The following is a 22105-nucleotide window of genomic DNA, read 5'->3' on the forward strand; positions in this document are numbered from 1 at the left end:
CCTACCGCTCCGTTCGTTGCCGCTCTTTCATCAGCGTGTCGATGCGGCGGCCCAGCGCGGGGATGCGCTGGGTGTAGCTGATCTTCGTGCTCACGGAGGGGAAGCCGTCCTCCCCCTTCGCCGGGTCCGCCGCGCTCGCCACCGATGCGTCGTAGTAGCGGTAGCCCAGGTTGGACAGGAACACGACGATGTACCGGCGCCACGGCGCTCCCGGCAGCGAGCGCACGATGCCACCGTCGCTCCCGTAGTTCTCCGTCTGCCCCGTCTTGTGCAGGAACATCACCTCCGCCGCCGCGTTGCACGGCCGCGTGTCCCTTCCGAATGCCGTTTCCGCCGCCGTCACCGTGCCGTCCTTCGTGTCCACCCACCGTGCTGGCACCGCCGCGGGGATGCCCGGCTCCGCCTTCGGGTCTCCGCACAACACCGTGGACGACAGCGCCTCATGCAGCGCCTGGTCCGCCAGCAGCGATTGGAGATAGACCCGCGACGCGGCTGACAGCTCCGCCGCCGTCACCTCACGCCCGGCCGGCGTGCGCCACAGCACTCCCGGCCCACCCTCGATGAGCAACAGCAGCCGCGCCGTGTCCAGCGCCGTCATGTGGATGCTGCCCGGGTTCCAGCTCCGCCCCGTCACCGGGGACGTTCCATTCACCTGCAACGTCCCCAGCCCCAGCTCCGCCAGTTCCTGGTTCAGCCCCGCCATCTCCCCCTTCTCGTGCAGCAGCTTCACCAGCGCCTCGGTGGAGCCGTTGTCCGACTCCGTCACCATCGGCTCCATCCATCGCCACACCGGGCGCTCGCCCTTGTCCTCCGTGTCCCGCAGGAAGCGCCACGGCTGTGCCAGCGTCACCACGCCCCGGTCCACCAGCCGCATCACCCGGAAGGCAATCATCAGCTTGAACAGCGAGGCGGGGTAGGGCGCCATGAAGCGCAGCCGAGCCTTCTCGCGCCCCGGCACCACGTCCTCTTCCGCCGTCGCGTCCGCCCAGTCCTTCTGTCCGTCCCACCGCTCCAAATCCCACCGCGTGTAGCGCAACGCCGTCGTGCCCAGCGTCTTCAGGTCGATGGGCACCACCACCCCCTTCGGATGGTCACGCGACAGCAGCACGTTCGCCGCCGCGACGGCACGGCCTTCCGCGTCCAGCTCGATGACCGCCACGTCCACGTTCGGTGGGTGCGCGATGCGTTCCCCGTTGCGCTTGAAGTCCAGCACCTCGTCGAAGCCGGACTCCGTCACCGCGCGGAGCAGCCCCCGCTCCAACGAGGCGGAGGCCTTCCGGACCCGCTGTGCTTCCTCACGCCCTGCCTTCCGGGGTGCCGCGCCCGCAGCCGAGCCCCAGACCAGGAGGGACACCGTAAGCAGCGCCCCCATCATTCCGCTGCAGACGCTCCGTGCCGAATCCCGCATGTGCTGGCCCCCTGATGTCGCTTCGTGTCGTCGCATCCGGATGCACGTGTTCCGTGCCGAATCCCGCATGTGCTTGCTCCTGATGCTGCTGTGCGCCGCCGGTTCCTGGGCCGGACGCTCGTGCCAGATCCGCATGTGCTGGCCCCAGCTGCCGCTTCGCGTCGTCGCTGCCGTCCGTTTCCGGTATTCCACGCCGAGGTCCATCGCCGCGCAACGAAACAGGCTCGCGTCGATATGCCGGGCCCGCCCGCGCGTTGGGGTTTCCCTTCGGGGGCCGGCCCGATGAAGCCGAAGGAGGAACACATGAAGACGTGGTTCCGCGTTGCACTGACGCCGGTGTTGGCCTTGGCGTCCCTGGTGGGCTGTGCCTCCGAACCCGTGGAGGAGGCCGCGCCGACCCCCTCCCCCGCGCAGGAGCTCAAGAAGCAGGACGAGGGAGACTGGACTCCAGAGCGACTGGCCGCGTGCCAGCTCATCACCGACGGCAGCTCCACCGCCGAGTGCGGCACTCCCGAGTCCTTCGACCTGTCCCGCTGTGACACCGGGAGCCTGGACGACCTGGACGCCCAGGGCTCCTACACGCTCCACGTCGTCGGCGACGGCATCCTGGCGAATGACAACGACCAGTCCATCTCCGCCCTCCGCTTCGGTGCCGATGGCCGCGTCTTCTGGGACGGCTACGCAGTGCGCGAGGCCCGCGTGGGCGCGGGGTCGTTCTACCTCTCCAACTCCGGGACGCTCCGGGATGGCCGCAAGTACCGCTCGTCCTTCGTGGGCTGCAAGGCACGCGGGCCGAAGCGCGTGACGGGCTGCTACGTGAGCTGTCTCGGAGGCGTCGCCCTGTACCAGGCCACCTTCGAGGCGGAGAAGGTCTCCCGGCGTCCCGGTGAAGGAGAGTCCTCCGGCCTGTCCCTCGTCGGAGAGGGCACCGTGCCGCGCGGCATCGCCGCGGACGTCTTCGTCACCCATGGCCACGCGTACGTCGTCGCGCTCGAGGACCCGCTCGCGGGGCCCGGTGGCCTCTATGTGTATGACCTGTCCGACCGCGCCGCGCCCCGGCTCGTGAAGTCCATCTTCTTCCCGGGCGACAGCTACTGGAACGGCGTGTGGGCCAAGGACGATGCCCTCTATGTCGCCAGCGGCGTGCGCGGCGTGCTCGTCTTCGACATCTCCAACCCCGCGGCCCCCGCGTTCCTCCGCGCGCTGCCCGGCAACGGCTACCTCAACGCGCACACCCTCTATGTCGACGGCAACCGGCTTTACTCCATGTCCGCCGCGCCCACGCCGCAGACGCTCATCTTCGACGTGACGGACGCGAAGCAGCCCGTGCTGCTCAACCGCCACCAGGACCCGAGCGTCGACCCCACCGTCGCCACCTATCCCCACGACGCCACCGCGCAGGGCAATCGGCTGTACGTCAACCACTGGCGCGCCGGCCTGCTCATCCTCGACGTGACGGACCCGCTCAACGTGGTGAAGCTCGGCCAGTACACGTACCCGCGCGCCACCAGCCACACCAACCGCGTGGGCGTCTTCGACGGCCGCGTCATCGCCTTCGAGGGCGGAGAGGACTGGGGCGCCCACCTGCGCGTGCTCGACATCACCGACCCGGCCAATGTGGAGCGCATCGGCGAGTACCGCCTCTCCCCGGGTATCTCCATCCACAACATGGACCTGAAGGGCGACCGGCTCTACCTCTCGCACTACCAGCACGGCGTGCGCGTGCTGGACGTGTCCACGCCGAAGCACCCGAAGGAGGTGGCGTACTACCAGACCTGGCGGGAGGGCGACCGGGCCCGGGGCAACATGTTCCATGACGGCGCCATCGGCATGCGCGTGCCCGGCGACGGCTACGTCTACGTCGTCGACACGTCGCGAGGCCTGCTCATCTTCCCGGAGCCGTAGCCGTCACCTCGGGCGCGGGTGGGCCCGGTCCCACCGTGCATCAGCCGGGCACTCGCGCCTCCGGGTCGGCTAGCGTGCGGGGCCATGCCCATCGTCCATGACTGGCTGGCCCGTCGCGCCGCGCTCGACCCTGAACGCACCGCCCTCATCGACGCCAACCACGGCGAGCGTCGCATCTCCTTCCGCGAGTGGGACGACGCCGCGTCGCGCACCGCTGCCTTCCTGCACCACACGCTCGGCGTGCAGCGGGGCGACCGCGTCGCCGTGCTCGCGTACAACTGCGTCGAGTTCCTCGACCTCGTCTTCGCCTGCGCGAAGCTGGGCGCCATCCTCCAGCCGCTCAACTGGCGCCTGAGCCCCGCGGAGCTGGGCGCGCTGCTCGCGGACGCCGAGCCCTCCGTCCTCGTCTTCGGCCCCGAGTTCCGCGCCCAGGTGGACACCGTCCGCGCCCGCGCGTCCTTCGTGCGGCACTGGCTGTGCCTGGAGTCTTCCCCCGGCTCCGGCGAGCGCGCCTTCTCCGAGCGCGACGCCGCCCCGTCCGCGCCGCTCCCGTCGCTGGAGCTGGAGGCGGATGCGCCGTGGGTGCTCTGCTACACGGGTGGCAGCACCGGCGTGCCCAAGGCCGCGGTGCTCACGCACGGCTCCATCACCGCCAACGCGGCGAACACCGTGGTGAGCTGGGGGCTGACCTCCGGTGACGTGGCGCTGCTCAACGCGCCTTTGTTCCATGCCGGTGGGCTGAGCGTCTTCACCACGCCGCTGGTCTACGTGGGCGGCGCCTCCGTGGTGTGCCGCAGCTTCGACGTGGAGGGCGTGTTCGACCTGGTGCACCGGGGCGCCGTGAATCTCGTCTTCGGCGTGCCCACCATGTTCATCGAGATGCAGCGCCACCCGCGCTTCGAGTCGGTGGACCTGACGCGCCTCAAGCTGCTCATCAGCGGCGGCGCGCCGTGCCCGGGCCCGGTGTTCGAGCGCTTCTTCGCTCGGGGCGTGGACTTCAAGACGGGCTACGGGCTCACCGAGGCGGGGCCCAACAACTTCTGGCTGCCCCCGGGGCAGGTGCGCGACAAGCCGGGCGCTGTCGGCGTGCCCCTGTTCCACGTCGAGGCCCGCATCGACGGCGAGCAGCAGCCGGGGGACGTGGGCGAGTTGCTCCTGCGCGGGCCCCACCTGTGCGCGGGGTACTGGCGCCGGCCCGAGGACACCGCGCGCACCTTCGTCGGAGGCTGGCTGCACACCGGGGACCTCGCGAGCCGGGACGCGGATGGGTGCTTCCGCATCGTCGGCCGCAGCAAGGACCTCATCATCTCCGGAGGAGAGAACATCTATCCCTCCGAGGTGGAGAGCGTCCTCGCCGGCCACCCCGACGTGGCCGAGGTCGCCGTCATCGGCGTGCCCGATGCGAAGTGGGGGGAGACGCCGCGCGCGCTCGTCGTCACCCGGCCCGGCACGAAGCCCACGGCGGAGGCGCTCATCGCGTTCTGCGAGGGACGGCTCGCCCGCTACAAGACGCCGAAGTCCGTGCGCTTCATCGACGCCCTGCCGCGTACCTCACCCGGCAAGGTGGACCGGCGCGCACTCAGCGCCGCGCATGGGGCGCCGTGAGCCTGCGCTGACGGTCCGTCGTGCTCCTCATGCGGCAAGGTGGACCGGCGCGCACTCAGCGCCGCGCATGGGGCGCCGTGAGCCTGCGCTGACGCTCAGCCGTGCGCCTTCGCCCGGTCGAACGCAAGGGCGCACTCGCCGGGGGGCCGCCGCCATGACGGATGCACGGCGAACAGCTCACGCCGCTCCCCGTGCGTCCTGCGGGTGACGCGGGAGCGCCCGGGCATGACCCCGAGGGGCCGTGCCCGGGCTCGCGGCGCTCGGCGCCTGCTCTTCGCCTTCGCGGCCCTCTCCACCAGGGGCCGTGCCCGGGCTCGCGGCGCTTGGCGGCTGCTCTTCGCCTTCGCGGCCCTCTCCGTCAGGAGCCGTGCCCGGGCTCGCGGCGCTCGGCGGCTGCGCGTCGCCTTCGCTACCCTCTCCACCAGGGGCCGTGCCCGGGCTCGCAGCGCTCAGCGGCTGCTCTTCGCCTTCGCGACCCTCGCCACCAGGGGCCGGGTCCGCGTCGGAGTGGCACGCTCCCGGCCCCGCGCCCGCGGTGGCGTGGGGTCCACCGCGCGCCGGGTCTGTCTCGCGGCCTCCGGCGGAGGCGCGAGGAACCACAGCCAGAGCCACGGGCTCACTGACCGCCCCGCATCCGCTGGCGCATTCCCTCGTGCCGGCCGCGCTGCTGCTCGCGCGCCTGGGTGATGAGCTCGCGCGCCCGCGTCTTCTGCGTGTCGCTCAGCACCGCTTCGGCCTGCGCGTACGCGGCGTCGTCATTGGCGCGCACCTCCTGGAAGAGGGGCTCCACCTGCTGCCGCATCGCCTGCATCGTCGCCGCGTCCGGCGGCTCTCCCGCCGGGGGACCGCCATTCGCGCGGCTGCCCTCACCCCGGGGCGGGCGCGGCGGCCTCAACGCCTCCAGCTTCTCGATGAGCGGCGCGTTCTTCTCCTCCAGCGCCGTCTGAAGCTCGCTCACCGTGCCCACCTGCTCCGGCGTGAGGGCGAGCGTCTCGCGGTTCTGCAGCAGCAGCTCCAGCGACGACGGGGGACGCCGGCGCATCATCTCCCCACCTCCGGAGCCGCGCTGCGCCTGGGCATCCTGCGCGCACGCCACCACCGGGAAGGCCAGCATCATCACCACGGGCAGCTTCTTCAGGAACGACATGGGTTCTTCCTCCGTTGCACCTGAGCCCGGGCGGCCCTGCCGTCCATTGCCTGCTCGGCAGGCCCCCCTGGCTCTTCCACGGTGCAATCTGGAGCCGCCCCATGTCGTGAAGATGAACCGCTCATTACGGCATGTGTCGGAGGCCCCGAAGGGCTCCGTAACAATTCGTCATCACCTCGAAGTGTTACGGACATGGACGGGTGAGAGCTTACGGTCGTGGCCCGGCCAGACCCCTCCAAGGCCTCCGGACCACGCCTTTTCGTTGTTACCCTTCCGGGAGCTCGAGATGCGGGAGACACAGTTCATGGAGCAGCCCACGCCCCCGGCCCCGGAAGAAGGCACCGTCCAGGTCCTCCTCGTCGAGGATGACGAGCGGCTCGCCCGGCTCACCAGCCGCTACCTCCAGGAGCACGGCGTCATCGTCACCGTGGCGTATTCCGGTACCGAGGCGCTCACGGAGGCCAGCCGCCACGCCTTCGACGTCGTCCTCCTGGACCTGATGCTCCCGGGCCGCGACGGCCTGGAGGTGTGCCGCGAGCTGCGCAACCGCAGCGACGTCCCCATCATCATGCTCACCGCGCGCGGCGAGGAGGCCGACCGGGTGCTCGGCCTGGAGACGGGGGCGGACGACTACCTCCCCAAGCCCTACTCGTCCCGGGAGCTGCTCGCCCGCATCCGCGCCCAGGTGCGGCGCGCCCGCGGCAAGGCCGGCCCCGCCACCCAGCCCGTTCACGTGGGACGCCTGACGCTGGACCCGCGCAGCCTCAAGGCCACGCTCGACGGCAAGGTGCTGCACCTCACCACCTACGAGTTCGGCCTGCTGCGCGTGCTCGCCGAGCGCGCCGGGCGCGTGCTCAGCCGCGAGCAGTTGCTCGACCTGGTGAAGGGCAGCGCGGAAGAGGTGTTCGACCGCTCGGTGGACGTCCACATCTTCCGGCTGCGGCAGAAGCTGGAGGAGGACCCTCGCAACCCCACGTTGCTCAAGACAGTGCGCGGGGCGGGCTACATGCTCGCCACCGGGGACGAGACTTGAGCACTCCCCGTCGTGGGTTCTCCTTCCGGCGTCCCGGCCGGCTGCTGCTGCGCATCTACCTGGTGGGCCTCGCGCAGCTGGTGCTCGTCAGTGTCGTGCTGTTCCTCGCGCGCTCGCTCATCGTCGAGAGACCCTTCCGGCACGGCTTCAACCGGCACATCCAGTACAACGTGCGCGAGTGGTGGGCGCTGCGGGATGACCCGGCGGCCCTCCAGGCTTCGCTGGAGCGCGCGGAGCGGATGCTCGATGCGCAGGTGACGGTGCGGGACGCGTCCGGGAGGCTCATCGCCACCAACGCGTCCACGCCCGTGCCGCCGCTGAGTCCCGCCGAGCTGGAGGCGCTCTCCCGGCCGGGAGGAGCCGCCGGGCCACCGGGAGGGCCGGGACGGGGCGGGCCCGGGGGACGGGGAGGCCCCGGGGGACTGCCACTTCCAGGCGGGCCCCCGTCGACTCCGCAGGCGCCCCTTCACGTGCTCACCTTGCCCATCCCCGAGCGCGGGCCGGTGGAGGCGTACGTCTCCATCGTCATGCGCCCTCCCACGCCGCCCTCGGAGAACATGACGTTCATCGTGGCCGCGGTGCTGGTGTGCACGGCGATTACGTCGCTGGTCTTCGCGCGCACGCTGGCGGGGCCGCTGCAGCGACTGGCGCAGGTGGCGCGGGAGTTCGGCGCGGGGAAGCTGGACACGCGCACCGGCTTCCGCCGCCACGACGAGCTGGGCGAGGTGGCCGAGGCCTTCGACGAGATGGCCGGCCGCATCACCCACCTGTTGCGCTCGCAGAAGGAGCTGCTGGCCAACGTGTCCCACGAGCTGCGCACGCCGCTGTCGCGCATCCGCGTGGCGCTGGACCTCGCCGCCGAGGGCGACGCCGCCACCGCGCGCGAGCTGCTCACCGACATCACCGAGGATTTGTCCGAGCTGGAGCGGCTGGTGGAGGACGTACTCACCGCCGCGAAGCTGGACCTGGCCAGCGGAGGCTCCAGCGGCGGCGGCGCGCTGCCGCTGCGCCTGGAGCGCGTGGACGCGCTCGCCCTGGTGGACAAGGCCGCGGGCCGCTTCCGCACCGTCCGTCCCTCGCACACGCTGGAGGTGAGCGTGGACGAGTCCCTGCCCATGCTGGAGGCGGACCCGGTGATGTTGCGGCGCGTGCTGGACAACCTGCTCGACAACGCGGGGAAGTACTCCGAGCCGCGCACCACCGTGCGCCTGCGCGCGCATTCCACCGGACAGGGGCTCCAGTTCGAGGTGGTGGACCAGGGCATCGGCATCGACGCGGCGGACCTGCCTCGGGTGGGCACGCCGTTCTTCCGCACCGACCGCAGCCGCGCCCGGAGGACGGGCGGCGTGGGGCTGGGGCTCACCCTGGCCCGACGCATCGTGGATGCGCACGGCGGGACGCTGGCGCTGGAGAGCCGCCCGGGTGAGGGCACCACCGCGCGCATCACCCTGCCGGCCGCTTTGACCGGAGTGCAGCCGGACGGGCAGGCGGAGTCCGCCTCTTCGGGCGGGTGACACGGGCGGTAATCCGGTCGTCATTCAATGAAATGAAGGTCCCCGTACATCTGGGGGCATGAAGGTTCTGAGCGAAGCGCCGCGGAGTCTCGAAGTTCCCGCTCCCGCGGTTCCCGAGGTGGAAGGCGGCAGGCGCCGGGTGCGGTGGTGGGGCTGGGCGCTGCTGGTGGTGGCGGTGCTGGGCGCGGTGGGCGTGTGGCGCGCCCGGAGCCGCCCTGTGGACCCCGCATCCGCGTTCCAGACGGCGAAGGTGGAGCCCCGGCGCATCACCACGAAGGTGACGGCCACCGGCACCCTCTCCGCGCTGGTGACGGTGGAGGTCGGCAGCCAGGTGTCCGGCCGCATCCAGGAGCTGCTGGTCGACTTCAACTCCGAGGTGAAGAAGGGCCAGGTCATCGCGCGGTTGGACCCGCAGCTCGTCCAGGCGGCCGTGGACCGGGCGAAGGCGAACCAGTTGGCGGCGCGAGCCAACGTCACCAAGGCCCGCGTGACGGCGGAGAACTCGCGCAAGCAGGCGGAGCGGGCGCGCACGCTGCGCCAGCAGCAGTTCATCTCTCAGGCCGACCTGGAGAGCGCGGAGGCCACGGCCGACACCGCGCGCGCCGAGGTGGCCGCGATGGAGGGGCAGCTCGCGCAGGCCCAGGCCGCGCTGTCCGAGGCGGAGGTGAACCTGAAGCAGGCGACCATCGTCTCGCCCACCGACGGCATCGTCATCTCGCGCGACGTGGACGTGGGGCAGACGGTGGCCGCGTCGCTCCAGGCGCCGAAGCTGTTCACCATCGCCGAGGACCTACGGAAGATGCAGGTGAACACCAGCGTGGCCGAGGCCGACGTGGGCCGGCTCCAGCCGGGCATGACGGCCACCTTCACCGTGGACGCGTGGCCCGGGGAGCGCTTCACCGGCACCATCCGGCAGATTCGCAACGCGGCCACGACGACGCAGAACGTCGTCACCTATGACGCCGTCATCGACGTGGCGAACCCGGACCTGCAGCTCAAGCCGGGCATGACGGCCAACGTCACCATCGTCACCGCACAGAAGGACCACGTGCTCGCGGTGCCCAACGCGGCGCTGCGCTTCCGGCCCGCGGCTACCGAAGGAGCGCCCGAGGAGGCCTCCGCCCCGGAGCGCGCGGAGGACGGAAGCCGCGTGCTGTACGCGCTGCGTCCGGGCGCGCTGGGGCCGGTGCGCGCGCGGGTGCGCACGGGCCTGACGGACGGCAGCTACACGGAGCTGGTGCAGGGCGACCTGCACGCGGGCGACACCGTCGTCACGGGACAGGCGGCCACCGCGAGCACGGCAGCGGCGGCGCCGGCGGGTGGCGCGATGGGCGCACGGCCCGGGGGCATGCGGCCTCCGGGACGGGGCGGGCCCTTCTAGGGCGGCGAGGAGGACGGAGTCATGGACGCGGGACCGGACAGGGCCCTTCAGGGCGGTTCGGACAGGGACGCGGGACGCAGGGCCGTCCAGGGCGGCGAGGAGAACAGGGACATGGATGCAGGACGAGCAGGCCCGCCACTCACGGAGCCGCAGGGCACGGGCAGGGCCTTCGAGGGCGGCGAGGAGAAGGGACACATGGAGGTCGTACGTGAGGCCCCGCCGCTCGTGGAGCTGCGCAGGGTGAGCAAGGTGTACCGGACGGGGGACGTGGAGGTGCGCGCGCTGCGCGGCGTGGACCTCGCCGTCCAGCCGGGTGAGCTGGTCGCCATCATGGGGACGAGCGGCTCCGGCAAGTCGACGCTGATGAACATCCTCGGGTGCCTCGACAAGCCGACGGCGGGGGAGTACCTGCTCGACGGGCGCAACGTGGCGCGCTTGGACCGGGACGGACTGGCGCGCGTGCGCAACCGCACGCTGGGCTTCGTCTTCCAGAGCTTCAACCTGCTCGCACGCACCACCGCGCTGGAGAACGTGGAGCTGCCGCTGCTGTACGCGGGCGTGCCCACCCGCGAGCGCCACCTGCGGGCCCGCGCCGCGCTGGAGCGCGTGGGGCTGGGCGAGCGGCTGGAGCACCACCCGAAGCAGCTCTCCGGTGGACAGCAGCAGCGCGTGGCCATCGCCCGCGCGCTGGTGGGCCGGCCGCGCCTCATCCTCGCGGACGAGCCCACCGGCAACCTGGACTCGCGCACCAGCGTGGAGGTGATGGCGCTCTTCCAGGAGCTCCAGCGCGAGGGCCTCACGCTCGTCGTCGTGACGCACGAGCCGGACATCGCCTCGTATGCCGGCCGCGTGGTGGTGGTGCGTGACGGCCGCATCGTCGCGGACCGCAGGCAGGTGCCGCAGGCCGCGGTGCCCCTGCCCGAGGAAGAGGAGGCGGTGTCATGAACCTCCTCGAGACACTGCGCCTCGCGGCACGGGCGCTGCTGCGCAGCAAGACGCGCTCGGTGCTCACCGCGCTGGGCATCATCATCGGCGTGGGCGCGGTCATCGCCATGGTGGCCATTGGCGACGGCGCGCGCGCCAGCGTGCAGAAGGTCTTCGACTCCATGGGGACCAACCTGCTCATCGTCCTGCCCGGCTCATCCAACGCGGGCGGCGCACGCGGTGGCTTCGGCAGCCAGCCCACGCTGACGTGGGACGACCTGGCGGCCATCCGCAGGGAGCTGCCCGCCGTGCGCGCGGCGGCGCCGGAGCTGCGCTCCAACACGCAGGTCTTCTCCGACGACCAGAACTGGACCACCACCGTGGTGGGCACCACGCCGGACTTCTTCGAGGTGCGCAGCTGGACCCTGGCCAAGGGCGCGGCCTTCACCGAGCCCGACAACGAGGCGGGCGCGAAGGTCGTCGTCCTGGGGCAGACGGTGGTGGACAACCTCTACGGCGCGGGCGCCAACCCCGTGGGCCAGGTGGTGCGCATCAACAAGACGCCCTTCACCGTGGTGGGCGTGACGGCGCGCAAGGGTCAGTCCCCCAATGGGCAGGACTACGACAACACCGCCTTCATTCCCTCCACCAGCTTCCTGCGCTCGGTGCAGGCGCAGAGCCTGGGGGCGTACATCTCCGGCGTGGTCTTCGTGCAGGCGGCGTCGTCCTCGCAGACGGAGCAGGCGCAGAGCGAGGTGACGCAGCTCTTGCGCGAGCGACACCGGCTGTCCGAGGGCGAGGCAAACGACTTCGACGTGCGCAGCCTGGCGGAGCTGGCCAGCGGTCAGCAGCAGAGCACCCAGACGCTGAGCCTGCTGCTGGCCTCCATCGCCGCGGTGTCGCTGGTGGTGGGCGGCATCGGCATCATGAACATCATGCTGGTGAGCGTCACCGAGCGGACGCGCGAGATTGGCGTGCGAGTGGCGCTGGGCGCGCGCCCCCGGGACATCCTGGCCCAGTTCCTGGTGGAGGCGCTCACGCTGTCCATGCTCGGGGGACTCCTGGGCGCGGCGGCGGGCGTGGGCGTGGCGAAGGTGCTGGCCGCGCAGTTCCAGTGGCCCATGCTGGTGCGCCCGGACGTCGTCGTGCTCGCGCTGGGCTTCAGCGCGCTGGTGGGCGTGGGCTTCGGCCTGTACCCGGCGCGCAAGGCCAGCCTGTTGGACCCCATCGATGCACTGAGGTACGAGTGATGCGGACGTTGGCCATGGTGGTGGTGCTGGGGTGGTGCGCGGGCGCGCTGGCGGCGGAGCCCTCGCGCGTGCTCACGCTGGAGCAGGCGGAAGTCACCGCGCGCGAGCAGCAGCCGCAGCTGCGCTCGGCGCGGGCCGGAACGGACGCGGCACGGGCCCGGGTGGACCAGGTGCGCTCGGGGTTCCTTCCGCAGGTGAGCGGGAGCGCGAGCTACGACGTGGGGACGAGCCGCGTGGGCACGTCGGCCGGCGGAGTGGTGAGCGGCGGCACGGCGAGGCGCTTCAGCGCGGGCCTCACCGCCAACCAGCTCCTCTACGACTTCGGCCGCACGTCCGGGCGGCTCACGGCGTCGCGCCGCTCCGCCGAGGCGCAGGAGGCGACGCAGGCCCAGACACTGGAGGACGTGCTGCTCGACGTGCGCGCCTCGTACTTCGACGTGCTGACGCAGCGGGCGCTGCTGGACGTGGCGCGCGAGACGCTGGAGAGCGAGGAGAAGCGCCTGCGGCAGGTGAACGCCGCGGTGGAGGTGGGGAGCCGGCCGGAAATCGACCTGCTCCAGCAGCGCACGGCGCGAGCGAACGCGCAGGTGCGCTTCATCCAGGCGCGCAACGCGGAGGCCACCGCGAAGGCGGTGCTCAACCAGGCGATGGGCGTGGAGGGCTCCACCGACTACGCGGTGGAGGACGTGGCGGTGGCGCCCGTGGAGGGCGAGGACGCGGCGACCGACGTGCTGGTGGAGCGGGCCCTGGCGGCGCGCGGCGACGTGAAGGCGCGCGAGCTCCAGGTGCGCGCGCAGGAGGCGCAGGTGGGCGCGACGCGGAGTGACTTCTGGCCCAGCCTCGGCGCCACGGCGGGGGCCACCGACACGGGCACGGACCCGGCGGACGCGACATGGAACGTGAGCGGCGGGCTGTCCCTGAGCTGGCCCCTCTTCGAGGGCGGCCGCACCCGCGCGGAGGTGCGTGAGCAGCGCGCGCTGCTGCGGGACACGCAGGCCCAGCAGGACGTGCTCCGGCAGCAGGTGCGGCTGGAGGTGGAGCAGGCGCGGCTGGCGGTGACGGCCTCGCGCGAGGCGCTCTCCGCGGCGGAGGAGGCCCTGGTGAATGCGCGCGAGCGGCTGCGGCTGGCCGAGGGGCGCTACCAGGCGGGCGTGGGCAACATCATCGAGCTGAGCGACGCGCAGGTGGAGTACACCAACGCCGCCGCCCAGCGCGTGCAGGCCACGTACGACCTGGCCACCGCGCGCGCCACGCTGGCCCGGGCGCTGGGGACCCAGCCCCACTCGGTGGTCGCCATGGCGCCCTGAGCGGGCGGGGCGCCATGCAGGAGGCGTTCCGGCGTCAAGGGGGCGTTTCCCTTCCCGCTGGGAGCCCTGATGCCCGTCCTCTCGCGCTTCCTCCTGGGCCTGTCCTTCGCCGTGAGTCCGTCCGGGTGCGCCTCTTCCGCATGACGGAAGGCGGCTTGAGGCAGCGGGCTCCGGAGCTTGCGGCCGTATTTCCGTAGACGACGGCGTGGCATCCTCGGGGTGGAGACATCCGGACGGAGTACACGCGAGGTGCAGATGCGGGCAGCAATCGTGGCAGGGGTGTTGGGCCTGGTGACGGCGTGCGCGGGCACGCGTGAGGCCGGAGGAGCCACCACGGCGAACGCGGAGGAGGGGAGGCCCGTCGTCATCGCGCGCTCGTACACGCTGGAGTCGAGCGTGCTGAAGGAGACCCGGCGCATCAACGTGTACCTGCCGCCGGGCTACACGAAGGGGCAGGCCCGACTGCCCGTGGTGTATCTGCTGGACGGCGGAGAGCAGGAGGACTTCCCGCATATCGCCGGCCTCGCGCAGCTGGGGAACCTCAGTCAGACCATCCGGGACGTGATTGTCGTGGGCATCGAGGGCGTCGACCGCAAGCGGGACTTCACCTACCCGACAGCGGTGCCCGAGGAGAAGCAGAGGCTGCCGACGAGCGGCGGCTCCGCGGCCTTCCGCGAGTTCCTCGCCCGAGAGCTGAAGCCGTGGGTGGAGGCGCGCTACCGCACCAGCGGTGAGACCTTCCTCATCGGCGAGTCCCTGGCGGGCCTCTTCATCGTGGAGGCCTTCCTGCGCCAGCCGGACCTCTTCAACGGCTACATCGCCGTGAGCCCGAGCCTCTGGTGGAGCAACCAGTCCCTCTCGAAGGAGGCGCCCACGCTCCTGCGCACGCATCCCGCCGGTCCACGCACCCTCTTCCTGACCATGGGCAACGAGGGGGGCGAGATGCCGGAGATGCAGCAGGGCCTGGACGTCTTCGTCGCCGCGCTCGAGGAGCACACGCCCGAGGGGCTGCAGTGGCACTACGAGCCCATGCCCCACGAGTACCACCACACCATCTTCCACCCGGCCGCGCTCACCGCGCTGCGCAAGCTGCTGCCCGTGCCCCCGGAGCCGCCCGCGGCGGAGGCTGCGCCCTCTACCTCCGCGACGCCCTGAGCCAGGGACGCGGGCTTCAGCTCCGGGGCTTGCCCCCGTCCCCCCGCGTCGTGAAGCGCGCGGCCAGCTCCTTCAGCCGCGAGGCTCGCGAGTGCAGGTCCTCCACGGAGCGGGCAATCTGCTGCACGCCCGCCACCGACTCCGTGGAGCGCACGGAGAGCTGCTGGATGCGCCCGGCGATGCTCTCCCCGGATGCGGACTGGCGCGCGTTCTCCTCCGCCATCCGCGCCACGTGCCCTTCAATCTCCCGCACCCCGGCCACCAGTCGCGAGAGCGCGTCGCCCGCCGCGGAGGACAGGCCCAGGCCCTCGCGCACCTTCGCCGTGCCCTGCCGCATCAGGTCCGCCGCCGCCGCCGTGTCCGTCTCGCTCTGGCCCAGCAGTGACTGCACCTGGGCCGCGGCGTCGCGCGTGCGGTTCGCCAGCTTGCGCACCTCGCCCGCCACCACCGAGAAGCCCTTGCCGTGCTGGCCCGCTCGCGCCGCCTCAATCGCCGTGTTCACCGCCAGCATCTGCGTCTCGTCCGCCACCTGCTGGATGAGCCGCAGCATGTCCCCCGTCACCCGCCCGGACGCCTGCAGCCGCGCCACCGTCTGCGCCGAGCGCTCCACCACCTCCACGATTTCCGCCATCTTCTTCGACGCGTGCCCCACCGCCGTGCCGCCCTCGCGCGCCACCTCGCCGTTGTCCGCCGCCGTCTCCGCCGCCGTGCGCGCCGCTTGCGCCCCCTGCGACACCCGCGCGCTCATCCCCTGCACCGCCTCCGCCGCGCGCTGCAGCGACTCCGACTGCTCCCGCGTGGTGAGCGACAGCGCGTCCGCCGACACCCGGATGCGCTCGGCGTCCGCCGCCGTGGCCCCCGCCGCCTCCACCAGCGCCCCCACCACCTCGCGCAGCTCCGCCACCATGCCGTTGAAGGCCTCCGTCAGCCGGCCCACCTCGTCCGCCGAGGGCACCTCCAGCCGCACGTCCAGCGCTCCCCGGGACACCCGGTGCGCCGCGTCCGCCAGCGCCCGCACCGGCCGCACCACCCGCCGCGACACGTACGCCCCCGCCAGCAGCGCCAGCACCAGCGCGCCGCCCACCGCCGCCAGGATGCGCTGGCGCACCTCGGCCACCTCCCGGTCGATGTCCTCCACGTACACGCCCGTGCCCAGCACCCACCCCCACGGCGGGAAGAGCTTCACGTAGCTCTCCTTGGGGATGGCGTCCGGCGAGCCCGGCCGCGTGGCCTCGTACGCCACCGAGCCCTCACCCCGCGCCCGCGCCAGCTTCACGATGTCCACGAACACCGGCCGGCCGCGCACGTCCCGGTAGCCCGTCAAATCCTTGCCCAGCATCGCCGGCAGGTGCGGGTGCATGACGAGCTTTGTGTCCAAATCATTGACCCAGAAGTACTCCACCCCCGAGTAGCGAAGCCCCTGCAGCAGCGCCGCCGCCTGGGCCTGCGCCTCCTGCCGCGTCAGCGTCCCGGCGCGCTCCCGCGCCTCGTAGGACTCCAGGATGCCCCAGGCCGTCTCCACCGCCTGCCGCAGGCCCCGCACCCGGTCCTCGTGGAGCTTCGCCCGCAGCTGCGGCAGCACGTAGCCGAGGATGGCGAGCAGCAGCGGCAGCGCCACCACCCCCATCGCCACGCAGAGCTTCACCAGCAGGCTTTGCCTTCCAAGCGACATCGGCCCGCGAGCGTAGCCCCTGCGGGCCCGCGCCCCACAGGCTCGGGGGCCCGCCTCCCTGGCTGGCCGCCTTGCCGCCTGCTTCACCGGCCCCGGAACCGCTCGCGCGCGTCCAACCCTGGGGGGAGGAACCGGTCGCAGGACTTGCCGGAGCCGTAGGAAAGTCCCCGTCCAACGTTATAGGTCACCCACGTTCCGGGGCCTTCCAGTGGGCGGGAGGGACCTCGGAACCCCTCCTCCGAGGGGCGTGGCGTCGAGGGAAGGCCGCTCCGACAGCGCCCATCCGAACCCCGAGAGTCCACCTCGTGGGCAGCAACCCTACGGGTGAACAACTTGAGGCTGACCCGGCAAGTTCTGTCTGTCTGCCTCCATACGTCCTATGCCAGCGGCCGAACGTTTCGGGTTGGTAAGGCATGGACAAGAAACTCGCAACCACCATCGGAGCAGCGGCGCGCGCCGCCCGGACCCGTCTGGAGCTCACGCAGGCCGACGTGGCCGAGCGCATCGATGTGGCCACCGAGGTCTACGGACGGCTGGAACGCGGCGGCATGCTCCCCAGCGTGCAGACGCTGCTGAAGCTGTGCCACGAGCTGCACGTCTCCGCGGACGAGCTGCTGGGCCTGTCCGCCTCGCACGGCGCATCCAACGCCTCGCGCGCCAGCGAGGCGCCACCCTCTCCGCAGGAGCGGCCCGAAGTGCGGCGCCTGCTGCGCACCGTGCGTCAGCTGGACCCCTCGAAGGTGAAGCTCCTGGGCCTCGTCGCCAACGCGCTGGGGCGGCGCTGAAGCACGCGCCCCCCGCCGTCATCCCTCACAACGTCGAGATGAGTCGATCCAACTCGTCTGGCTTCACCGGCTTGACGAGGTGCAGGTCGAACCCCGCGCGCAGCGCGCGGTCATGCCCCTCCGGACCGCCGTAGCCCGTAATCGCCACCAGGCGGATGTTCCGCCCCACCCGCGAGCGCAGCGCCTCCGCCACCTGGTACCCGTCCAGCCCCGGCAGGCCGATGTCCACCAGCGCCAGCTCCGGTGCCTGCGTCAGCGCCAGCGCCACCCCTTGCAGGCCGTCCGGCGCCACCGCCACCTGGTGCCCCCACAGCTCGAGCAAGTCCCGCATGGCCTGGCGCGCGTCCGAGTTGTCCTCCACCAGGAGGATGCGCCGCCCGCGCCGCGTGTCCGGGCTCTTCTCGGTGGCGGCGGGGAAGCCCACCTCGTGCAGCAGCGGCAGCTTCACCACGAACTCGCTGCCCCGGCCCGGGCCGTCGCTGAAGGCGTGCACCTCGCCGCCGTGCATCCGCACCAGCTTGCGCACCAGCGTCAGGCCGATGCCCAGGCCCCCGCGCGAGCGCTCCAGGGACGTGTCCGCCTGGGCGAACAGCTCGAAGATGTAGGGCAGCACGTCCGCGGGGATGCCGATGCCGGTGTCCCGCACCCGCACCACCGCCCTGGCCGAGCCGTCCACGCCCTCGCGCTCCACGCGCAGGGTGACGTGGCCGCCGTCCGTGTACTTGGCGGCGTTGTCCAGCAGGTTGGTGAAGACCTGCTCCAGCCGGGTGGCGTCCGCGTGCACCCACAGGGGCCCCGCGGGCAGTGACACCTCCATCCCCAGCCCGCGCGACTCGGCCATGGGGCGCGCCACCTGGAGCACCTGCTGCAGGACGGCGAGCAGGTCCACCCGGGCGGGGCGCAGCTCCACCTTGTCGCGGGTAATCCGGCTCACGTCGAGCAGGTCATCCACCAGCCGCGCCAGGTGGTGCGTCTGGCGCTGGATGATGCCCCGCATGCGCGACTCCTTGGGGTCGTCCGCGGGCTTGCGCTCCAGGATGCCGATGGCCGTCATGATGGCGGCCAGCGGGTTGCGCAGCTCGTGCGCGAGCATGGCGAGGAACTCGTCCTTGCGCCGGTCCATCTCCGCCAGCTCCTCGGCGCGCAGGCGCGCGACCTGCTCCGCGTGGCGCAGGCGCAAGAGCGACTTCACCGTGGCGATGAGCTCCGAGGCCTCGAAGGGCTGGGTGAGGTAGGCGTCCGCGCCGCCGTCCAGGCCGCGCACCTTCTTGTCGGAGGTGACGAAGGTGGCGGAGGTATGCAGCACCGCCATGGCGGCGGTGTGGGGGTTGGCGCGCAGCCGCTCGCAGACCTCGTAGCCGCTGATGTCCGGCAGCTTCACGTCCAGGACGATGACGTCCGGGCGGTGCTGCTCCGCCATGAGCAGCGCCCCCATGCCGGTGGCGGCCTCCAGCACCCGGAAGCCCGCCATCTCCAGGATGCGGTTGACGAGGTAGCGGTTGGCGTCGTCGTCGTTGACGTTGAGGACGGTGGCCAGCTTGGGGTCAACCACGGCGGCTACCCTCCTGCAGGGCGTGGAAGCCGAGACCCGCCTTGGTCAGGGCGTCGCGGATGCGCGTGATGGCCACCTCGCGGCTCAGCGTGTGCTTGGAGAGGATGGCGGCCGTCTCCTTCGCCAGGCGCGTGCGCTCGTCATCCTGGAGCTCGTGCGAGGTGTGGAGGATGACGGGAATCTCACGCGTGCGCGGGTCCGCCTTCAGCTCGTCCAGCACGTCGAAGGCGGTGATGTCCGGGAGGACGAAGTCCAGGAAGATGAGGTGCGGGGCCTGCTCGCGCGCCAGCCGCACGCCTTCCTTGCCACCGGTCGCCTCCAGCAGCACGTAGGGCAAATCCTTGAGCAGCTGCTTGAGCAGGTAGCGGTGGACGTCGTCGTCGTCGATGAGGAGCAGCCGCTCCACCGGCCCGCTGCGGGCCATGGTCTGGAGCTTCTTCTGCAGCCGGACCTCATCCACCGGCTTGAGCCAGAACTCGTCGGCGCCCAGCGCGCGCGCCTTCTGCTCGCGGTCCGTCACCGTGACGACGAGGACGGGGATGTCCCGCGTGGCCTCGTTGTTCTTCATGTCCGCGAGGAAGTTCCAGCTCGTCTCCCCCTCCAGCATGACGTCCAGCACCATGGCGGCGGGGCGCACGCGCTCCATGACGCGCCGGGCCTCCTCCGTGCTGCGCACCGGCAGCACCTGGAAGCCGGAGCGCGCGAGGTACTTCTCGTAGAGGAAGAGCGTCTGGCGGTCGTCCTCCAGCACCAGCACCGGGGCGCGGCTGGGGTCCAGCTGCTCGCTGCGCTGGGCCAGGCCCGTCATCTCCGCCACCTCGGTGTGGACGCGGGGGATGGTGACGGTGAAGGTGGCGCCCTGGCCCAGGGCGCTCTTCACGGAGAGGGTGCCGCCCAGCACCTCCGTCAGCTTGCGCGCCAGCGGCAGGCCCAGGCCGGTGCCCTTCACCTTGCGCTGCAGCGGGCTGTCCACCTGGGAGAACTCCTCGAAGATGCGCTCGTGGTTCTCCGGGGCGATGCCGATGCCCGTGTCCTGCACGCTGAAGATGACGGTGTCGCGGGGGCCCGCCGACACCGAGAGCGTCACGTGGCCGGACTCGGTGAACTTCAGCGCGTTGGAGACCAGGTTGCGCAAAATCTGGCTCAGGCGGGACTCGTCCGTCTCCAGCTCCAGCGCCGCTTCCGGTTCCACCAGGCGCAGCTCCACCGGCGCGCCCGGGGGCAGCAGCGGCTTCATCATGCCGCGCAGCGCGCTGAGCAAGTCGCTCACCACGAAGCGGCTGTGGCGCAGCGTCGTCTTGCCGGCCTCCATCTTGGAGAGGTCCAGCAGGTCGTTCACCAGCTCGAAGAGGGCCTCCGCGGAGTTGCGGATGAACTGGACCTGCTTCTCCTGCTCGCCGCTGAGTGAGCCGTTGATGGGGTTGAGCAGGACCTTGGAGAGGCCGAGGATGGAGTGCAGCGGGGTGCGGAACTCGTGGCTGACGTTGGCCACCACCCGGCTCTTGATTTCGGCGACGAGCTGCAGGCTCTCCGCCTTCTCGTCCAGGGCGGCGTGGAGGCTGCGCACGCCGCGGTTGGACTCCTCCAGCTCGCGGTTGAGGCGGGCCAGCTCGTCCGCGCGGCGCTTGAGCTCACGCTGCTGGCGCTCCGTCTCGCGGTGGAGCGTGGACACCTCGCTGAGCGCGCTGCTCACCTGGTCCAGGGCGCTGCCGTAGTCCTGCGGCACCAGGCTGCCCACCAGCAGCACGCTGCCCTCGCCGTCGGGGCGGGCGCGGAAGGCGAACGTGGTGGGGGTGTCCTCGTGACAGAGGATGAGCTCCCAGCCCTCGACCCGCTCGTCGCGGGCCTGGACGAGCAGCTTGTCCACCTTCTCCTCGGCGCCCTTCGCCGCGAGGCTGCGCAGGCTCTGGCCCGGCTTCGCGGATAGGAGGGACTGCGCGCGCGCGTCCACCCAGGTGAGGGTGCCCTGCGTGTCGCACACGAAGGCGACTTCCCGGCTGAGGTCATCGAAGAGGCGGCCGTCGGGCGCTGCGGGGTGCCTCATGAACGGGTCTCCTCCCAGGACACGCCCGCGGTGGCGAGCAGGGTCCGGGCCTCCGGGTGCCGGGCATTCAGCACGGACTTCAACATGCCGAGCACGCTGGGAAATGCCAGCAATCCAAAGCCGCGCCGCGGCCAGAAGCCGACGTACCAGCGCACATGGTCCCCCATCAGCTCGTGGCGGCCCGACGCGAGCGCGTCCGCGAGGTAGGACAGGTGCAGCTGCAGCTCCTCTTCGAGGCGCGGGCGGTCCTCGGGGAGGATGTAGAGCGTCAGCCGGCCGGCCGCGGCGTGGGCCAGCTCGGGAGCGTCCTGCTCCAGCTGCTGGGCGGGCCCCTCGGTGTAGCGCAGCGCCTCGCGCGCGGCCTTCACGTAGTCGTGGGGCAGGGTGCCGGGCCCCCAGCCTTCCGCTTCCAGCGCCTGGGCCAGGCCCGCGAAGTGGCTGTCGAGGTGGCGGCTGCACATGCCGCGCGACACGAGGAGGGTGCGCAGCCAGCGAGCGTAGCCCTCCATGACGGAGGGGCGCTGCTCGTCCAGGGCCTGGACGAGGTAGCGCACGTGGAAGGCGGCGTCCTCGTCACCGAAGCGGCGCGCGCGCTCCTGGCCGTAGCGCGCCTCCCAGAAGGGGTCCTGGTACAGCGGGGCCACGGAGGCGGGGGCCAGACGGCTCGCCTTCGCTTCTACGAGTCTGCTCAGCGGCTGCTCCATCGGGGGTCAGACTCCAAGCGTCCGGCAGGCGGTGGCGACGAGCTCGCGCGCGTCCCTGCCGAAGAAGCTGACGCCCAGGTCCTGTTCCAGGTCCGGGGCCCAGCGGAAGGCGAGCCCCCCCACGGCGATGGGAAGGCCCGGGAGCGCTTCGCGCGCGTGGTTCACGGCCTCGCGCAGTTGGGGCAGGTGGTACGTCATCGTCACGGAGAGGGCGAGCAGGTCGGGGCGCACGTCGCGCACCATGCGCGCCAGGTGCTCGGGCGGCACGTTGGCGCCGAGGAAGCGGACGTCGAAGCCGGCCATCTCCAGGAAGTCGCTGGCCATGCGCGCGCCGACTTCGTGCAGCTCGTCCCGCACGCACGACACCATGACGACCTTGCCGTTCTCCGGGTCCCTGGGCAGGTGGCGGTAGAGGTGGGCCAGCGCGAGCTGGGAGATGGAGGTGGCCAGGTGCTCCTGGGCCACGGAGATGACGTTCTCCTGCCACAGGCGGCCAATCTCGTACTGGGCCTGCTGGATGACCTCCAGGTGCAGCGTCTGGAGGGGCACGCCGCGCAGCAGCCCCTCGTCCACCAGCAGGCGCAGGGCTTCGCGCCGGTTCCCGGCGAGCTGCGCGGCAAGGTACTGCTCACGCAGGGCGGTGAGGGAGGTTTCGGTCTGGGGGAGCACGGGCAGGGAGGACGCGAGCAGGCGCGGCAGGCTAGGGGTGAACAGAGGTT

At 71.8% G+C, this 22105-nt stretch carries 17 protein-coding genes; 10 read left to right on the forward strand and 7 right to left on the reverse strand.

Annotation, left to right across the window (positions count from 1 at the left end; all coding sequences use genetic code 11):
* Position 1: 1 nt before the first annotated feature.
* Positions 2–1261: a serine hydrolase gene (locus ACX9TP_RS01470; protein ID WP_482977900.1), complete on the reverse strand. Its 1260-nt coding sequence runs from the start codon at positions 1259–1261 to the stop codon at positions 2–4.
* A 450-nt stretch (positions 1262–1711) separates the two neighbouring features.
* On the opposite strand from ACX9TP_RS01470, the gene ACX9TP_RS01475 reads away from it, so the two are divergent.
* Together ACX9TP_RS01475 and ACX9TP_RS01480 are read left to right on the forward strand one after the other, a co-directional pair.
* Positions 1712–3313: an LVIVD repeat-containing protein gene (locus ACX9TP_RS01475; RefSeq protein WP_482977901.1), complete on the forward strand. Its 1602-nt coding sequence runs from the start codon at positions 1712–1714 to the stop codon at positions 3311–3313.
* 84 nt (positions 3314–3397) lie between these two features.
* Positions 3398–4918 carry an acyl-CoA synthetase gene (locus ACX9TP_RS01480; protein WP_482977902.1) on the forward strand — a complete coding sequence of 507 codons (1521 nt, stop codon included), beginning with the start codon at positions 3398–3400 and terminating at the stop codon, positions 4916–4918.
* Positions 4919–5534: 616 nt separating this feature from the next.
* On the opposite strand, the gene ACX9TP_RS01485 is transcribed toward ACX9TP_RS01480, so the two are convergent.
* Entirely contained in the window at positions 5535–6065 is a 531-nt protein-coding gene (locus ACX9TP_RS01485; RefSeq protein WP_482977903.1) for a Spy/CpxP family protein refolding chaperone, read from the reverse strand.
* Between the two features lie 304 nt (positions 6066–6369).
* Between ACX9TP_RS01485 and ACX9TP_RS01490 the strand changes: the two genes are divergently transcribed.
* The 7 genes from ACX9TP_RS01490 (at position 6370) to ACX9TP_RS01520 (ending at position 14629) form a co-directional block, all read left to right on the forward strand.
* Complete coding sequence (locus ACX9TP_RS01490; protein ID WP_482982348.1) at positions 6370–7098, forward strand: response regulator transcription factor; 729 nt, start codon at positions 6370–6372, stop codon at positions 7096–7098.
* A complete protein-coding gene (locus tag ACX9TP_RS01495; protein ID WP_482977904.1) occupies positions 7095–8612 on the forward strand; it encodes a sensor histidine kinase in 1518 nt (505 codons plus the stop codon). Before ACX9TP_RS01490 ends, ACX9TP_RS01495 begins: the two co-directional genes overlap by 4 nt.
* Before the next feature lie 58 nt (positions 8613–8670).
* A complete protein-coding gene (locus ACX9TP_RS01500; protein ID WP_482977905.1) occupies positions 8671–9993 on the forward strand; it encodes an efflux RND transporter periplasmic adaptor subunit in 1323 nt (440 codons plus the stop codon).
* Between the two features lie 195 nt (positions 9994–10188).
* Positions 10189–10938, forward strand: a complete 750-nt coding sequence (locus ACX9TP_RS01505) for an ABC transporter ATP-binding protein (protein WP_482982349.1) — start codon at positions 10189–10191, stop codon at positions 10936–10938.
* The gene (locus ACX9TP_RS01510) at positions 10935–12167 is read left to right on the forward strand and encodes an ABC transporter permease (RefSeq protein WP_482977906.1); all 1233 of its coding nucleotides are present in this window, start codon (positions 10935–10937) and stop codon (positions 12165–12167) included. Before ACX9TP_RS01505 ends, ACX9TP_RS01510 begins: the two co-directional genes overlap by 4 nt.
* Positions 12167–13474 (forward strand): TolC family protein, encoded by a 1308-nt coding sequence (locus ACX9TP_RS01515; RefSeq protein ID WP_482982350.1) that lies wholly within the window; start codon positions 12167–12169, stop codon positions 13472–13474. Before ACX9TP_RS01510 ends, ACX9TP_RS01515 begins: the two co-directional genes overlap by 1 nt.
* A gap of 255 nt (positions 13475–13729) precedes the next feature.
* Positions 13730–14629, forward strand: a complete 900-nt coding sequence (locus ACX9TP_RS01520) for an alpha/beta hydrolase (RefSeq protein WP_482977907.1) — start codon at positions 13730–13732, stop codon at positions 14627–14629.
* Between the two features lie 16 nt (positions 14630–14645).
* Here ACX9TP_RS01520 and ACX9TP_RS01525 read toward each other — a convergent pair whose 3' ends face one another.
* The gene (locus ACX9TP_RS01525) at positions 14646–16301 is read right to left on the reverse strand and encodes a methyl-accepting chemotaxis protein (RefSeq protein WP_482977908.1); all 1656 of its coding nucleotides are present in this window, start codon (positions 16299–16301) and stop codon (positions 14646–14648) included.
* A gap of 413 nt (positions 16302–16714) precedes the next feature.
* Here ACX9TP_RS01525 and ACX9TP_RS01530 point away from each other — a divergent pair, with 413 nt between their 5' ends.
* On the forward strand, positions 16715–17086 hold the full coding sequence (locus ACX9TP_RS01530) for a helix-turn-helix transcriptional regulator (RefSeq protein ID WP_482977909.1): 372 nt from the start codon (positions 16715–16717) through the stop codon (positions 17084–17086).
* A gap of 25 nt (positions 17087–17111) precedes the next feature.
* Here ACX9TP_RS01530 and ACX9TP_RS01535 read toward each other — a convergent pair whose 3' ends face one another.
* From ACX9TP_RS01535 to ACX9TP_RS01550, 4 genes are read right to left on the reverse strand one after another with little or no spacing between them, the layout of a single operon-like run.
* A complete protein-coding gene (locus tag ACX9TP_RS01535; protein WP_482977910.1) occupies positions 17112–18638 on the reverse strand; it encodes a response regulator in 1527 nt (508 codons plus the stop codon).
* Positions 18631–20682, reverse strand: coding sequence for an ATP-binding protein (locus ACX9TP_RS01540; protein WP_482977911.1), 2052 nt, complete (start codon positions 20680–20682; stop codon positions 18631–18633). Before ACX9TP_RS01540 ends, ACX9TP_RS01535 begins: the two co-directional genes overlap by 8 nt.
* Complete coding sequence (locus ACX9TP_RS01545) at positions 20679–21386, reverse strand: hypothetical protein (protein WP_482977912.1); 708 nt, start codon at positions 21384–21386, stop codon at positions 20679–20681. Before ACX9TP_RS01545 ends, ACX9TP_RS01540 begins: the two co-directional genes overlap by 4 nt.
* A 6-nt stretch (positions 21387–21392) precedes the next feature.
* A complete protein-coding gene (locus ACX9TP_RS01550; RefSeq protein ID WP_482977913.1) occupies positions 21393–22055 on the reverse strand; it encodes a cobalamin B12-binding domain-containing protein in 663 nt (220 codons plus the stop codon).
* Positions 22056–22105 lie beyond the last annotated feature (50 nt).

It is taken from the genome of Pyxidicoccus sp. M15, assembly GCF_056858435.1.